A 15,292-nucleotide genomic window follows, 5' to 3' on the forward strand; every position below is an offset into this window, starting at 1 on the left:
CCACAATATGTATATTTGCGTGTTATAGTTCCCTTCTAGTATACTTAACATATTCATAATATACTAATATTGTTGTGGTATTTATATATCATACTCTTTTTCCACTGTCTGCTTACCCTAGCCGATAGTGGATTTTTTTATTCTCCGCTAACGGTTACTTAGTGTCGATTTTTTTAAACAATCGGCAGTAGGGTATAGAGAGAACTCCCAATGATGGAAGCTTCAATTTATTATAAGATAAGGAGAATAGGTATGAGTGCTATTAGAAGAATATTTGTTGAGAAAAAGCCAGGCTTCGATGTAGAAGCAAAGGCGCTGCTAAATGATTTGAAGTACAACTTAGGCATAACAGAGCTAACTGATTTGAGGCTTTTAAATAGATATGATATCTGCGGAATTACACAGGAAGAATATGAAAATGCTAAGAACATAATATTTTCTGAAATAACTGTAGACTATGTTTATGAAGAAGAAATTGAATTCCAGCAGAGCAGAGTTTTTGCAATGGAATACCTACCAGGTCAGTACGATCAAAGAGCAGATTCCGCATGTCAATGTATACAAATCCTAACTCAGGAAGAGGGAGTATCCATAAACTCCGCCAAGGTAATTATTTTAGAAGGTCACATCAATGAAAGTCAATTTGAAAAGATAAAAAGTTATTGTATAAATCCAGTAGATTCAAGGCAAGCATCTCTTGATAAACCAAATTCACTAGACACTTCATTAGAAAACGTTCATGAAATAGAGATTTTAGAGGGTTTTATAGAAAATTCAGATGAAGAAATGAAAAAATATATAGAAAAGTATGGCCTTGCTATGAGCCTGGAGGATTTAAACTTCTGCAAGAAATATTTCAAGGAAACAGAAAAAAGAAATCCTACTATGACTGAGCTGAAGGTTATAGATACTTATTGGTCTGATCACTGCAGACATACAACTTTCATGACAAAAATAGAAGCTGTAGACATAGAAGATGGCGAATATTCAGAAGCTATCAGCAAGGCTTATGGAGAATGCTTAAACAGTCTAGAGTATGTGCGCAATGGAGAGAAAAAGGATATATGTCTTATGGATATTGCTATAGTAGGCATGAAGGAGCTTAGAAAAAGAGGTCAGCTTTCAGATCTTGATTCCTCTGACGAAATAAATGCCTGCAGTATAGAGATTGATGTTGATGTGGATGGAAATGATGAAAAATGGCTGTTGATGTTCAAAAATGAAACCCACAATCACCCAACGGAAATAGAACCTTTTGGAGGAGCAGCAACTTGTCTTGGGGGGGCAATAAGAGATCCACTTTCCGGAAGAGCATATGTTTATCAAGCTATGAGAGTAACTGGAAGTGGTGATCCTAGAACTAAAGTTGAGGATACACTCCCAGGAAAGCTTCCTCAAAGAAAGATTACTCTCGGAGCAGCCCATGGATATAGCTCTTACGGAAATCAAATAGGACTAGCAACTGGTCAAGTTTCTGAGGTTTATGATGAGGGCTTTGTAGCAAAGAGAATGGAAGTTGGAGCAGTTATAGCAGCTGCACCTAAGGAAAATGTAATAAGAAAAACACCAATGCCTGGAGATTTAATTGTGCTAATTGGCGGAAGGACAGGAAGAGATGGCTGTGGTGGTGCTACTGGTTCTTCAAAGGAACATGATGAAAAATCAATACTAACCTGTGGAGCTGAGGTTCAAAAAGGAAACCCTGTAGTAGAGAGAAAAATCCAAAGGTTATTTAGAAGACCAGAAGTAACAAAGCTTATAAAAAGATGTAATGACTTCGGTGCTGGTGGTGTTTCAGTAGCTATCGGAGAACTTACAGATGGTTTAGATATAAATTTAGATTTAGTTCCTAAAAAATACGAGGGGTTAGATGGTACAGAGCTTGCCATATCTGAATCCCAAGAGAGAATGGCTATAGTCATTGAAAAAGAACATAGAGATGAAATTATAGGGCTTTCAGAAGAAGAAAACCTTGAAGCTACAGTAGTTGCTGAGGTTAAGGAAGATAAAAGACTTAGAATGTTCTGGAGAGATAAATGCATTGTAAATATAAGTAGAGAATTCCTTGATACAAATGGAGTTAGACAAAATACAAAGGTAGTTGTAAAGGCTCCAGAAAAGGACAGCAGCTACTTTAAAAACAAAAGAGTTGAGAATGTAAAAGATCAATGGATTGATAATCTTAAGAAGCTTAATATATGCAGCCAAAAGGGCTTGATAGAAAGATTTGATAGTTCTATAGGGGCAGGGACAGTCCTAATGCCTTTAGGTGGAAAGTATCAAATAACTCCTGCTGAGGGCATGGCAGCTAAGATACCAGTGCTTCATGGAACTACTAAAACAGCTTCACTTATGACCTATGGATATAATCCTGAAATAGCTAAATGGAGTCCTTTCCACGGTGCCGTTTATGCTTTAGTTGAAGCTGCAGCTAAAATAGTGTCCATGGCGGGAGATTATAAAAACATAAGACTTTCCCTTCAGGAGTACTTCGAAAGATTAGGTAAAGACCCTGAAAGATGGGGAAAACCTTTTGCAGCACTATTAGGTGCATTGCATGTACAAAGGCAGTTAGGAATACCCGCAATTGGTGGGAAGGATAGTATGTCTGGAACTTTTAAAGAATTAGATGTCCCACCGACTTTAGTTGCTTTTGCAGTTACAACTGCTAAGGTGGACAGAATACTATCCCCTGAATTTAAAAACACAAATAGCAACGTTGTTATGATAGAAGCACCAAGAGACAAAAATGAACTTCCTGATTTCAATATATTGAAAAACAACTTTGAAAAAGTTCAACAGCTTATTAAGGAAGGTACTGTAGTGTCAGCTTGTAGTGTAAAAAGTGGCGGAATAGCTGAAGCAATAAGCAAAATGTGCTTTGGTAATGGAATTGGCTTTAAAATGGACGAGTACTTCATGGCAGAGGATTTATTCAATCCAAGCTACGGTTCAATAATTTTAGAGCTTAAAGAAGATGCTGATTTAGATAAGGTTTTTGGAGAAGTAGTATTTACTGTACTTGGAACAACTCAAAGAGAGGCTGTTATAGAAATTGAGCGTACTAAGATTTCACTTTCAGAAGCAGTTACAGCTTATGAAGATACCTTAGAAAATATATTCAAAACTAGAACAGAAGAAATAAATGAACCTATTGAAAATGTAAGCTATGGTAACAGAAATACTAAAGCTCCAGTAATCAAAGCTGCTAAGCCAAAGATATTTATACCTGTGTTCCCAGGCTCAAACTGTGAGTATGATTCACAACTTGCTTTTGAAAGGGCTGGAGGAGAAGCTAGTACTCTTGTATTTAAGAATTTATCATCAAGGCATATAGAAGAATCAATTGATGAAATGGTTAAAAAGATAAATGAAGCTCAAATAATAATGATTCCTGGCGGCTTTAGTGCTGGGGACGAACCAGATGGTTCAGCAAAGTTTATTGCTACTATATTTAGAAATGAAAAGATAAAAGATGCTGTAATGAAGCTTTTAAAACAAAGAGATGGCTTGATGCTGGGAATATGCAATGGCTTCCAAGCACTTATAAAATTAGGTCTTGTACCTTATGGAGAGATAACAGAATTAAGTGAGGACAGTCCAACACTGACCTACAATAAGATAGGTAGACATATATCCTGTATGGCAAGAACAAGAATAACTTCTACACTTTCACCTTGGTTCAGCAATGTAAATACAGGAGATATCCATACGATACCTGTATCCCATGGAGAAGGAAGATTTGTAGCAAGTGAAGCAGTAGTGAGAAAGCTTATAGAAAACGGGCAAATAGCTACTCAATATGTAGATTTCCAGGGAAATGCAACTTATGACATAGCTCATAACCCAAATGGTTCTACCTTTGCAATAGAAGCAATCACTAGTCCGGATGGAAGAATTCTTGGGAAGATGGGACACAGCGAAAGAGCTTATAAGGATATATTAAGGAATATTCCAGGTGAGAAGGATCAAAGATTATTTGAAGCTGGAGTGAACTATTTTAAATAGTGCTCTGGAATCGGCGTGAATAAGTTACCCCGTGCGATGACTATAAGGAGGTAAATGTCCTAAATGGACATTTACGGGTAAACTGTCGATGGCAATCGACAAGGGTAGGTTACCCAGTGCGACGACTAAAAGGAGGAGAAAACAATGAAGGTTGCTATAATTTTTGGAAGCAAGTCTGATAAGGACATAATGAAGGGTGCAGCAGATGCACTTAAGGAGTTCAATATTGAATACAAGGCGTTTATTCTATCTGCTCATAGAGTACCAGAAAAGCTGATGGAGGTGCTGGATAATATAGAAGAGGAAGGCTATGAATGTGTTATTGCAGGGGCAGGACTTGCTGCTCATCTGCCTGGAGTTATTGCATCGCATACAATACTTCCTGTAATAGGAGTTCCAATAAATGCAGCATTAAACGGAATGGATTCACTGCTAGCCATAGTTCAAATGCCAAAATCCATACCTGTAGCTACAGTTGGTATAAATAACAGCTACAATGCAGGTATGCTTGCAGTACAAATACTATCTTTAAAGTATCCAGAAGTGAAAGAAAAGCTTTCTCAATATAGAAAAAACATGAAAGAAAAATTTATAAGAGATAATAATGAAGGGGTGGAGTTTTAATGGAAAAGTTAGAAATGATGTATGAAGGAAAAGCAAAAAAGGTATTTAAAACTGACGATGAAAGCAAGGTAATAGTTTACTATAAAGATGATGCTACAGCATTTAATGGAGAAAAGAAGGGACAAATAGAAGAAAAGGGAGTTTTTAACAATACTATAACTTCTGCACTATTTAAGCTTTTAGAGAGCAAGGGAGTTAAAACTCATTTTATAGGAAAGTTAAATGATAGAGAACAGCTTTGCAGCAAAGTTCAAATAGTACCACTTGAAGTAATCGTAAGAAATGTAGCAGCAGGAAGTATGGCTAAGAGGCTTGGATTAAATGAAGGTATGGAGCTTAAAACTACAGTATTTGAGTTAAGCTACAAGAATGACGAATTAGGAGATCCACTAATAAATGATCACCATGCAGTAGCTATTGGACTAACAACCTTTGAAGAATTAAAGACTATATATGGAATGGCTGATGAAATTAATGAAATATTAAAGGAATTCTTCCTAAAGCAAAATATTAAATTAATAGATTTTAAATTAGAGTTTGGTAAGAACAGTGATGGAGAGATAATTTTAGCTGATGAAATATCGCCAGATACTTGCAGATTCTGGGATGCTACTACAAATGAAAAGCTTGATAAGGATAGATTTAGAAGAGACCTTGGGAATGTAAAAGAGGCTTATGTAGAAATATTAAATAGAATAACTGGAGAAATAAAATAATGATAAGAGAAAGTAATAGAGAGGTAATGACATATAGTCCAGAAGTACCTTTTGATATTGAAGACGATAAGTTTAAAGATGAATGTGGAGTATTTGGAATTTATTCCACAGAAACTCTTGATGTGGCATCTATTACTTATTACGGATTGTATGCTCTTCAGCATAGAGGTCAGGAAAGTGCTGGAATAGCCGTATCAAACGGTGAAAGCATAGAATATCATAAAGCTATGGGCCTTGTGGCTGATGTGTTTAATAAGGATATAATAAGTTCTCTTAAAGGAATATCCGCTATAGGGCATGTTAGATATTCCACTACTGGCTCCAGCAATGTAAATAATGCACAGCCAATATTAGTTAAGTATAAGCTTGGAACAATAGCTATAGCTCACAATGGAAATCTTGTAAATGACGATGTTATAAGAGAACTTTTAGAGGATGGCGGATGTATATTTCAAACAACTAATGATTCAGAAGTTTTGCTTAACCTTATAGCTAGAGGTGCTAAAAGAGGAATTGAAAGAGCATTAGTAGATGCAATTCAAGCAGTTAAGGGCTCTTATGCAATAGTAATGCTTACAGAAAACAAGCTTATTGGAGTAAGGGATCCTAATGGAATAAGACCTCTATGTATTGGAAAGCTTAATGAGAATTATATATTATGCTCAGAAAGCTGTGCTCTTGATGCAGTGGGAGCAGAGTTTGTGAGAGATGTTAGACCTGGGGAAATTGTAATAATTGATGAAATGGGATTAAAGTCTATAAATTTCTCTGAACAAGCTAAAAATGAAATATGTGCTTTTGAATATATCTATTTTGCAAGACCTGACAGTATTATTGATGGAATTGATGTTTATACAGCAAGGGTAAAAGCCGGAGAGCAGCTTTACTCTGAAAGCCCTATAGAGGCTGATGTAGTAATTGGAGTGCCTGATTCCGGTATTCCAGCAGCCACTGGGTTTGCAGAGGCATCAGGCATACCTTATGGCTTGGGCTTTATAAAAAACAGATATGTAGGTAGAACTTTTATAACGCCTTCTCAGGAAATAAGAGAAAAGGCTGTATCTGTTAAGCTTAACCCACTAAAGGTCAATGTAGATGGCAAAAGAGTAATACTTATAGATGACTCTATAGTTAGAGGAACTACAAGCAGAAGGCTGGTTGAATCATTAAGAAAGGCAGGAGCAACTGAGGTGCACTTTAGAGTAGCGTCTCCAGTGGTTAAGTATCCATGTTATTTTGGCATAGATACTCCCTATAGAAAAGAACTTATAGGTGCTCAACTTGATCTTGAGAGCATAAGACAGGAAATTGGTGCAGATTCACTTTCATATTTGAGTATGGAAGGACTTTTAAAATCCTTGGGAACTACAAATAAGTTTTGTCTTGGTTGTTTTAAAGGAGTATATCCTGTGGCAGCACCAATGGAAACAGCGAAGGATAATTTAGAAAAACCTAATAACTAAAATATAGGGGGAAAAGTTATGATAACATATAAGGATTCTGGAGTTAATATAGAAGAAGGCTACAAATCAGTTAGCTTGATAAAGGAGCACGCAAAGAAAACTTTCATACCAGGAGTTTTAAATGGTATTGGAAGCTTTGCTGGTATGGTAGAGCTTGGACATTACAATAATCCAGTACTTGTTTCAGGCACAGATGGAGTTGGAACAAAACTAGATATAGCCTTTAGAATGAAAAAGTATGATACAGTAGGAATAGACTGTGTTGCAATGTGTGTTAATGACATACTCTGCCACGGTGCAAAGCCTCTATTTTTCCTTGATTATATAGCTTGTGGAAAGCTTGAAGCTGAAGTAGCAGCGGACCTAGTTAAGGGAGTATCTGATGGATGTTTAGATGCTGGATGTGCACTAATTGGTGGAGAAACAGCAGAGATGCCAGGCTTCTATAGAGATGGAGAATATGATATAGCAGGTTTTGCAGTAGGTGTAGTTGAAAAAGACAAAATAATTGATGGCAGCACAATAAAACCAGGAGATAAACTTATAGGAATAGAATCCTCAGGAGTACACAGCAACGGATATTCCTTAGTTAGAAAGCTTATTCCAGATTTAAATGCTGAGCTTGACGGAAAACTTATGGGAGATATACTTTTAACCCCAACAAGAATATATGTAAAACCTATACTAAAACTTTTAGAAACCTTTGAAATTAAAGGTATGGCTCATATAACCGGCGGAGGCTTCTATGAGAACATTCCTAGAATGTTTAAAGGTGAACTTACAGCTGTAATAGATAAAAAGAGCTTTAACAGGCCAGAAATATTTAAACATATGATGTCTCTTGGAGTAGAAGAAGAACAAATGTTTAATACCTATAATATGGGCATCGGTTTTGTGCTATGTGTAAATGGTGAGGATGAATACAAAATAATTAAGACATTAGATAACCTTGGGTATAAAGCTTATGGCATAGGACATGTAGAAGCCGGAGGTGCTGGGGTTTGCTTAAAATAGCAGTACTAATTTCTGGCGGAGGCAGTAATTTGCAATCTATAATAGACAGCATAAAAAAAGATTCCTTAGATTGCAGTATAGAAATAGTTATAGCTGATAGACCCAATATATATGGTTTAGAGAGAGCGGCACAAAATAATATAAAGGCAGAAGTAGTGGATAGAAAGCAGTATGGCAGAGAGTTATCAGAAAAGATTTATAGCTTAGTTAGAGATAAGGTTGATTTAATAGTACTTGCAGGCTTTTTATCCATCCTTAACGGAGACATTCTTAAAGCCTTTAAAAATAGAATTATTAACATTCATCCATCATTAATACCTTCTTTTTGTGGAAAAGGCATGTATGGTATAAAGGTTCATGAAAGTGCTATAGAGTACGGCGTAAAGTTTTCTGGCTGCACAGTACATTTTGTAGATGATGGAACTGATACAGGAGCTATAATATGTCAAAAGATGGTTCCGGTATATGCTGATGACACTGCAGAAACTCTTCAAAACAGAGTTTTAGTAGAGGAACACAAGGCACTTCCAGAGGTTATTAAGCTGTTTTCTGAAGGCAAAATCAAGAAAATCGGTAGAAAAGTTATTATAGAATAGTAGGGGTAACCTGTCGGTGGCAACCGGCAAGGTTAGGTTACCCAGTGTTTCAGGTGAAAGGAGAAAAGATTATGTTAAAAAGAGCACTTATTAGCGTTTATGATAAGACAAATGTATTAAAGCTTGCAAAGTTTTTACAGGCTAGAGGGGTTGAAATATTATCAACAGGCGGAACTTTTAAATACCTAAAGGAAAATGGTATAGCTGTTGTTGAAGTTTCTGAAGTAACAGGGTTTGAAGAAATATTAGATGGAAGAGTTAAAACCCTTCACCCAATAATTCATTCTGGAATACTTGCTATAAGAGACAATAAAGAACATATGGAAACATTAAATAAAAAGGGTATAACTCCTATAGACATGGTAGTTGTAAACTTGTATCCTTTCTTTGAAAAGGTTCAAGAGAATATAAGTTTTGATGAAAAAGTAGAGTTCATAGATATCGGTGGACCAACTATGCTTAGAGCAGCAGCTAAGAACTTTAGAGATGTACTAGTTTTATCAGATGTTAATGACTATGACAAGGTTATAGAGCAAATAGAAGAAAAAGAAGAAGTAGATTTCAGCTTTAGAAAAACACTAGCTGGAAAGGTATTTAATTTAATGTCCTGCTATGATGCAGCTATCAGTAATTTCTTATTAGAAGATGAAGCATGTCCTGAATATCTAACCCTATCTTATAAAAAGCATATGGATTTGAGATATGGCGAAAACCCACACCAAAAGGCAGCTTACTATGTTAAGGCTGTTGGAAAAGCTCCAATGAAGGATTTTGTACAACTTAATGGAAAAGAACTTTCTTATAATAACATAAAGGATATGGATATAGCTTGGAAGGTAGCCTGCGAATTTGAAGAGCCAGCCTGCTGTGCATTAAAGCACAATACACCTTGCGGCGTGGCTGTTGCTGAAAATATATATGATGCTTATGTAAAGGCATATTCCTGTGACGAAGTATCAATTTACGGTGGAATAGTAGCCCTTAATAAAACGGTAGATAAGGCTACAGCAGAAGAGCTTAAAAAGATATTCCTTGAGATAGTTATAGCTCCAGATTTTCATGAGGATGCTCTAGAAGTTTTAAAGACAAAGAAGAATTTAAGAGTTATAAAGTGTGATATTAAACCTCAAGCTGTGATGGACTTTGTTTCTGTAGACGGAGGAATATTAACTCAAGAAACAGACAATAAGCTTATTGAAGATATAAAATATGTAACTAATGAAAAGCCAAGTGAAGAACACATGAAGGATTTAATGTTTGGAATGAAGGTTGTTAAATATGTTAAATCCAATGCTATCGTAGTTGTAAAAGACGGAATGGCAAAGGGAATTGGCGGAGGACAGGTTAATAGAATATGGGCAGCAGCAGAAGCGCTAGATAGAGCAAAGGACGGAGTAGTTTTAGCTTCAGATGCCTTCTTCCCATTTAGTGATGTAGTTGAAGAAGCAGCAAAATACAATATAAAGGCTATTATTCAACCAGGTGGATCTGTAAGAGACGAAGAATCCATAGAAGCTTGTAATAAGCATAATATAGCAATGGTATTTACAGGTATAAGACACTTTAAGCATTAATACTTCTGCACAGATTATGCTAAAGCTGTACAAGAAAAGTCTGTGAGTATTATGTTATTAGTTTAGTCTGTATTGAGGAGGATGTAATATGAAATTTTTAGTCATAGGTGGTGGAGGAAGAGAACATGCTATAGCATGGAAGCTTGCACAGAGCCCCTTAGCAGAAAAGGTATATTGTGCACCAGGCAATGGTGGAACTAGCATAGAAGCTAAGTGTGAGAATATAAATATATCAGATACCAGCGAGCTAATAAAGTTTGCTCTTGAAAACAATATAGATATTACTGTAGTGGGACCAGAGGCTCCACTAGTTGATGGAGTTGTGGATGACTTTAAGGCACAGGGCTTAAAAATATTCGGGCCAGCTAAAGCTGCTGCAAGGCTTGAAGGTAGCAAGTCCTATTCAAAGGAATTCTGCAAAAAGTACAATGTTAAAACTGCAGCTTATGAGGAATTTGAAGATAGTGACAAAGCGGTAGAATATCTAAAGGGCTGCGGCTATCCAGTGGTTGTAAAAGCCGACGGACTAGCGGCTGGCAAAGGGGTTGCTATTTGTAAAGCCTTTGAAGAAGCTGAAGAGGCCGTTTTAAGCTTCATGGTTAAGGATATATTTAAGGGTGCTGGTAAAAAGATAATAATAGAGGAATTCCTAGAAGGAGTAGAGGCTTCAATTTTAGCTATAACAGATGGTAATGTTATTCTTCCATTTCTATCAGCTAAGGACCACAAGACTATATACGATAACAACGAAGGTCCAAATACTGGCGGCATGGGAGCCATATCACCCAATCCATATTGCACTGAAGAGGTATTAAATAGCTTCAAGGAACACATTATGCTTCCAACCCTTAAGGGTATACAGGGTGAAAAGATGGATTATGTAGGAATTGTATTCTTTGGACTTATGATTACGAAAAAAGGTGTATACCTTTTAGAGTACAATGTACGTATGGGAGATCCAGAAACCGAAGCCGTACTTCCACTAATGGAAAGTGACTTTGCTGAGCTTATAATTGAAGCTGTTAATAAGAGGCTAGAAGCATATAAGCTGCAGTGGAAAAATAAACACTGCTGCTCTGTAGTAGCTGCTTCAGCAGGATATCCAGGAAGCTATAAAACTGGATTTACAATAAAGGGTTTTGAAAACCTAGACAGCAAGGTTTTTGCTGCAGGAGCCAAAACTCAAAATGGAGAACTAGCTACTGCTGGAGGCAGAGTGCTTGCAGTATCTGCTATAGGCGACACCTTAGAGCAGGCTAGAGAAAATGCATATAGAGATATAAAGCATATAGAGTTTGAAGGAATTTATTATAGAAGTGATATTGGAAAAGTAAAATAGAATTTTGCAGAAGATTATAAAGCGATGGTAGTAGTATGTACTCACCATCGCTTTTAACAGTTTTAATAATATGGTCTAGGTCTTCTTCTTCTCCTTCTCCTTCTTCTTCCAATAAGCTCATTAAGAAGAAGTATAGTAATTAGGTCTCTTCCAAAAGGATTAAATCCAAATTGACGGTCTAATCTTTCATGGTCTTCATCTTCACCATGACCGTATTCATCATCAAAGTCCTTCTCAACTTTTTTGTAAATTTCATCGCACATATGGTGCATGTGTTCATGGCTCGGGCAGCTCATAGTTCCATAAGCACCTTCATACATATCACAATGATGCTTTACATGAGGCATTATTCTTCCATATATTCTTGGATACATCATCTTAAGGTGTTCTTCTTCCATATCCATCATAGGTTGTTCGTACATATCCATCATCATACAGTTCATACATGGCATATGTTGGTAATATTCCACAACAAAACCTCCAATTAATTGCTGTAATTAATCTCACAAAATATAATATGAGTAGGCTTTGCAAATGGTTACATGTAGTTAATTAAAATTGTAAAGGTAATTATAGATATAAATCCATTAAGATTTCATCATAAAAGTCGCCGTCTATATTAAAAAAGTTTTTGTGAAGCCCTACCTTTTGAAAGCCAAACTTTTCATATAGCTTAATGGCAGTTTCATTTCCAGCGCGAACTCCAAGACTTACATTTTTGATAGTACCGTTCTTTTTAGCAAAGCTTATTAATTCAGACATAACTTCACTGCCAATACCATTTGACCAGTATTCCTTTTTTACGGAAATAGCAACATCGCCGTTATGAGCTATCCTTTTCCTGTTGGGAGTCATAATTCCAGCTATTGAAATGATATTATCATTTATAGCTCCAATAATCATAAGTGAATTAGAATCAGCATTTACATTTTTTATATGCTCCATTTCCTGCTCTACACTTAAGCGGAATTCACCTTTTCCAAACAATAGGTTGTTGCTTTCTCCGCCAACAGTATTAAGATACTGAATCATTTTTACAGCATCTTCTGTGGTTGGCTTTCTAAGTATTAGCGTATCACCGTTTTTTAGCTTAGTTTCTTTTAAAATAATTTGTACATCCACAATAATTACACCCCTTATAAAAAATAATTACAATGCTTTAGTTGATTTGCAATCTATGCCAAGTCTGCTATCCATGTATTTTACAGCAAATAAAGTTAATATTGTCATTGAAGCAGCTAGTATAAGATTTGTAGTATATATATTGCTATGATCCTTCAGTATTCCCATAAAAGGAAAGGTAACAGCTACTGCAATATTACATGCCAAGCTCTGGAAGGAGAGTATAGTAGCCCTCTTATCAGAGGATATATGCTTATTCATGTACTTAGTTATAACAGGTCTGTTAATACCTCTAGCTACCTGTTGAAGTAATATAGCAAATACACCAATCCATACTTTAAATATTCCCATAAGCAGGAAGGACGCTATCATCAGTAAGGCCATAAAGGTTAAAGTTTTTGGTTTAGTTTTGTCCATAATATATGAGCTTCTCTTTGAGAAAAAGGCTGCGGTTATATTAAAAATAAAGAATATGATACCAAAGTATTTTACAGGAATTTTAACTGCTTCCATATAAGGCTGGTAGTACCAATAGCCAGCTCTGTAAAATATAAAGAATACCATGGAAAATAACACGATGGCCTTTAGCTTTTCATGAGAAAGGACGTATTTTCCGCTTTCAATAATCTGCTTAAAATAGGTTTCTTCCTTTTCAGTTCCTTCTTCAAACATTGGAGGTTCTTTAAAACCCAAGGTAATCAGTGCTGTAATAATCATAAAGCCTATAGATATTATCATTGGCAAATATATATTGACCTCATATACAAAACCAGCAATAACGGAACCTATAGCTTGTGCATACAGGGCATAGGATCTAGCCTTTCCTTCTACCATCTGATATTCTTTCTCTTTACTCTCTGTTTTTAAAGAATCATAAATTAGTGCGCTGTCAGCTCCTGACTTAAAGGCTGCCCCCAGGCTGAAGGTAAGCTCTGCCAGTATGAAAACAAAATATACCTTTCCAGCTATATACATGCTTAGGCTTGCTGCCCAAAGTAATGCTCCTATAAAGATACTCTGCTTTCTTCCTATTCTATCTGCAACTGCTCCTGTAGGTACTTCAAATAATACAGTTCCTACTGCTGAAATAGACTGCAGAGCCATTATTTCAGTAAAGGATAGTCCCTTAGCAGTTAAATATAAAACTAGAATAGGACCAAGAATCAATAGCTCGGCAAAGGTTGAGTAGTAATAGTAAATTTTAGTGTTTCTTTCATATCCTTTGCTCATATATATCCCCCCTTAAAAATAAAAATAAAAAACCCCACAAAGTCACACTTAAGAAGTGACTCCGCAGGGTTAAAACTCTCTACGTGTAGGATGCATCCCTGTGCCGCTCGAAACTCTAGGCACACTCACCGTACATATATTATACCATAATTTACAGTATATTCAAGACAAATTAATTGAATTTTATTCTTGGATCAATTAATCTATAGCATATATCTGTAAAAAGGTTTGCTAGCATTATAACAAGGCACATTACAATACTTATACCCATCATCATAGGATAATCTCTCATAAAAACTGCTTGATAGGATAATGGGCCAATCCCAGGATAGCCTAATACAATTTCTATAAAAAAGGACCCAGCAAAGATTTGAGGAATTGATAATCCTATAATAGTGGTAATTGGAAGCAGGGCATTTTTAAAAGCATGTTTATAGATAACTTTATTTTCCTTAAGTCCCTTTGCTCTAGCTGTTCTTACATAATCCTGTAAAATTACATCCAGCATGCTTGAACGAGTGTACTTAATAAGAGTTGCTAGATTGATTAGAATAGTTATTAAATATGGGAGTATAAGATGATTCATAGTATTGCTGTATTTTAAGAAGTTCCAGTTTCTGTGCCTAGCAAATATATCAAATACTGTACTGTTATAGGTAAAAAAGTACTTAGAGGTAACTGCTAGTGCAAAAGCTGGTACTGATATTCCTATTAGTGAAATTACATTAAAAAGGGTATCAAAAAAAGAATACTTTTTACAGGCTGATTTTATGCCTATGGGTATAGCAATTATAAGGCTTATTAAAAAAGAAATTATATTAAGCTTAAGGGTGTTCTTTAGGCATGGACCAATAACGGAGTTAATAGAAGTTCCAGTGGCAAAGGAATTTCCAAGATTGCCTTTTAAAAGCCCCATAACCCAATATTTAAACTGAGCAGCATTGGATTCATCCAAATGCAATTTATGCCTTATTGCTATTTTATCTTCAAGAGGTATAGGCCCTTGGGCAGAAGCAAAGTCAGCAGGGAGTGAGACATAAAAAAAGAAAAGAACCATTATAGTACTTACAAGCACAAGTATTAAAATTTTAAGTTTTTTAAATAAATAATTAAGCATTTAATCACCTTCAATCGAATTGAAAATAATCTAGACACTTAAAGTCTATTAATATTATTTGAGAAATATAACTAAATAAGCGTTTTGTAAGATAAGTTTAAGAATGAACTGAAGAATAGAATTTTTAGCAGAAGTAAAGAACCTTTATATTTAAAAAGAAAAAGGACCAAAACCGAGGTGTGCGTGGGGTTTTGGTCCTTTTAGGGGAAGATATTCTTTCTATGCAAAGAATTTAATTCGGAAGAGTGCAAAAATAATCCAACAATTATTGTGATAGCTCTTTCAAAATTAAAATACATCTAACAATATAAATAATAGCAGAAGTTTGTCATAAAATCAAGAATTTTTACGAATATTATACATAAAAAATCAAAAATAGTTTGTTAAAATACGAACTATTTGATGAATAATGATGATTATGCATAGATGTTTTCGTATATTGTAAAAAAATGGAGTTCATCAGCGTTGATGAACTCCATTTATAATTTA

General features: G+C 35.5%; 12 protein-coding genes. 8 read left to right on the forward strand and 4 right to left on the reverse strand.

Annotated elements, in window-relative coordinates:
* The first annotated feature begins 252 nt into the window (after positions 1-252).
* The 8 genes from bsdE14_RS10445 (at position 253) to purD (ending at position 11,334) form a co-directional block, all read left to right on the forward strand.
* On the forward strand, positions 253-4,008 hold the full coding sequence (locus bsdE14_RS10445) for a phosphoribosylformylglycinamidine synthase (protein ID WP_264849864.1): 3,756 nt from the start codon (positions 253-255) through the stop codon (positions 4,006-4,008).
* A 144-nt stretch (positions 4,009-4,152) separates the two neighbouring features.
* Complete coding sequence (gene purE, locus bsdE14_RS10450; protein ID WP_264849865.1) at positions 4,153-4,632, forward strand: 5-(carboxyamino)imidazole ribonucleotide mutase; 480 nt, start codon at positions 4,153-4,155, stop codon at positions 4,630-4,632.
* On the forward strand, positions 4,632-5,348 hold the full coding sequence (gene purC / locus bsdE14_RS10455) for a phosphoribosylaminoimidazolesuccinocarboxamide synthase (RefSeq protein WP_264849866.1): 717 nt from the start codon (positions 4,632-4,634) through the stop codon (positions 5,346-5,348). Before purE ends, purC begins: the two co-directional genes overlap by 1 nt.
* Before the next feature lie 26 nt (positions 5,349-5,374).
* The gene (gene purF, locus bsdE14_RS10460; protein WP_435382606.1) at positions 5,375-6,811 is read left to right on the forward strand and encodes an amidophosphoribosyltransferase; all 1,437 of its coding nucleotides are present in this window, start codon (positions 5,375-5,377) and stop codon (positions 6,809-6,811) included.
* A gap of 18 nt (positions 6,812-6,829) precedes the next feature.
* Positions 6,830-7,825, forward strand: coding sequence for a phosphoribosylformylglycinamidine cyclo-ligase (gene purM / locus bsdE14_RS10465; RefSeq protein WP_264849868.1), 996 nt, complete (start codon positions 6,830-6,832; stop codon positions 7,823-7,825).
* Positions 7,813-8,421 (forward strand): phosphoribosylglycinamide formyltransferase, encoded by a 609-nt coding sequence (purN, locus tag bsdE14_RS10470; RefSeq protein ID WP_264849869.1) that lies wholly within the window; start codon positions 7,813-7,815, stop codon positions 8,419-8,421. Before purM ends, purN begins: the two co-directional genes overlap by 13 nt.
* A gap of 71 nt (positions 8,422-8,492) precedes the next feature.
* Positions 8,493-9,995 (forward strand): bifunctional phosphoribosylaminoimidazolecarboxamide formyltransferase/IMP cyclohydrolase, encoded by a 1,503-nt coding sequence (gene purH, locus bsdE14_RS10475; protein ID WP_264849870.1) that lies wholly within the window; start codon positions 8,493-8,495, stop codon positions 9,993-9,995.
* 88 nt (positions 9,996-10,083) lie between these two features.
* Entirely contained in the window at positions 10,084-11,334 is a 1,251-nt protein-coding gene (gene purD / locus bsdE14_RS10480) for a phosphoribosylamine--glycine ligase (RefSeq protein ID WP_264849871.1), read from the forward strand.
* Between the two features lie 62 nt (positions 11,335-11,396).
* Here the strand turns inward: purD and bsdE14_RS10485 are convergent, their stop codons facing one another.
* The 4 genes from bsdE14_RS10485 to bsdE14_RS10500 form a co-directional block, all read right to left on the reverse strand.
* Entirely contained in the window at positions 11,397-11,804 is a 408-nt protein-coding gene (locus bsdE14_RS10485) for a hypothetical protein (RefSeq protein ID WP_264849872.1), read from the reverse strand.
* A 100-nt stretch (positions 11,805-11,904) separates the two neighbouring features.
* Positions 11,905-12,456, reverse strand: a complete 552-nt coding sequence (locus tag bsdE14_RS10490) for a GNAT family N-acetyltransferase (RefSeq protein ID WP_264849873.1) — start codon at positions 12,454-12,456, stop codon at positions 11,905-11,907.
* Positions 12,457-12,483: 27 nt separating this feature from the next.
* Entirely contained in the window at positions 12,484-13,686 is a 1,203-nt protein-coding gene (locus tag bsdE14_RS10495) for an MFS transporter (RefSeq protein ID WP_264849874.1), read from the reverse strand.
* Positions 13,687-13,858: 172 nt separating this feature from the next.
* Entirely contained in the window at positions 13,859-14,803 is a 945-nt protein-coding gene (locus bsdE14_RS10500) for an ABC transporter permease (RefSeq protein WP_264849875.1), read from the reverse strand.
* Positions 14,804-15,292: the final 489 nt, after the last annotated feature.

Origin of the sequence: Clostridium omnivorum, assembly GCF_026012015.1 — a bacterium.
Lineage (GTDB): Bacteria > Bacillota > Clostridia > Clostridiales > Clostridiaceae > Clostridium_AX > Clostridium_AX omnivorum.

Coding starts and splice junctions, on each gene's coding strand:
- bsdE14_RS10445 (WP_264849864.1), top strand. CDS start 253: ATGAGTGCTATTAGAAGAATATTTGTTGAGAAAAAGCCAGGCTTCGAT.
- purE (WP_264849865.1), top strand. CDS start 4,153: ATGAAGGTTGCTATAATTTTTGGAAGCAAGTCTGATAAGGACATAATG.
- purC (WP_264849866.1), top strand. CDS start 4,632: ATGGAAAAGTTAGAAATGATGTATGAAGGAAAAGCAAAAAAGGTATTT.
- purF (WP_435382606.1), top strand. CDS start 5,375: ATGACATATAGTCCAGAAGTACCTTTTGATATTGAAGACGATAAGTTT.
- purM (WP_264849868.1), top strand. CDS start 6,830: ATGATAACATATAAGGATTCTGGAGTTAATATAGAAGAAGGCTACAAA.
- purH (WP_264849870.1), top strand. CDS start 8,493: ATGTTAAAAAGAGCACTTATTAGCGTTTATGATAAGACAAATGTATTA.
- purD (WP_264849871.1), top strand. CDS start 10,084: ATGAAATTTTTAGTCATAGGTGGTGGAGGAAGAGAACATGCTATAGCA.
- bsdE14_RS10495 (WP_264849874.1), bottom strand. CDS start 13,686: ATGAGCAAAGGATATGAAAGAAACACTAAAATTTACTATTACTACTCA.
- bsdE14_RS10500 (WP_264849875.1), bottom strand. CDS start 14,803: ATGCTTAATTATTTATTTAAAAAACTTAAAATTTTAATACTTGTGCTT.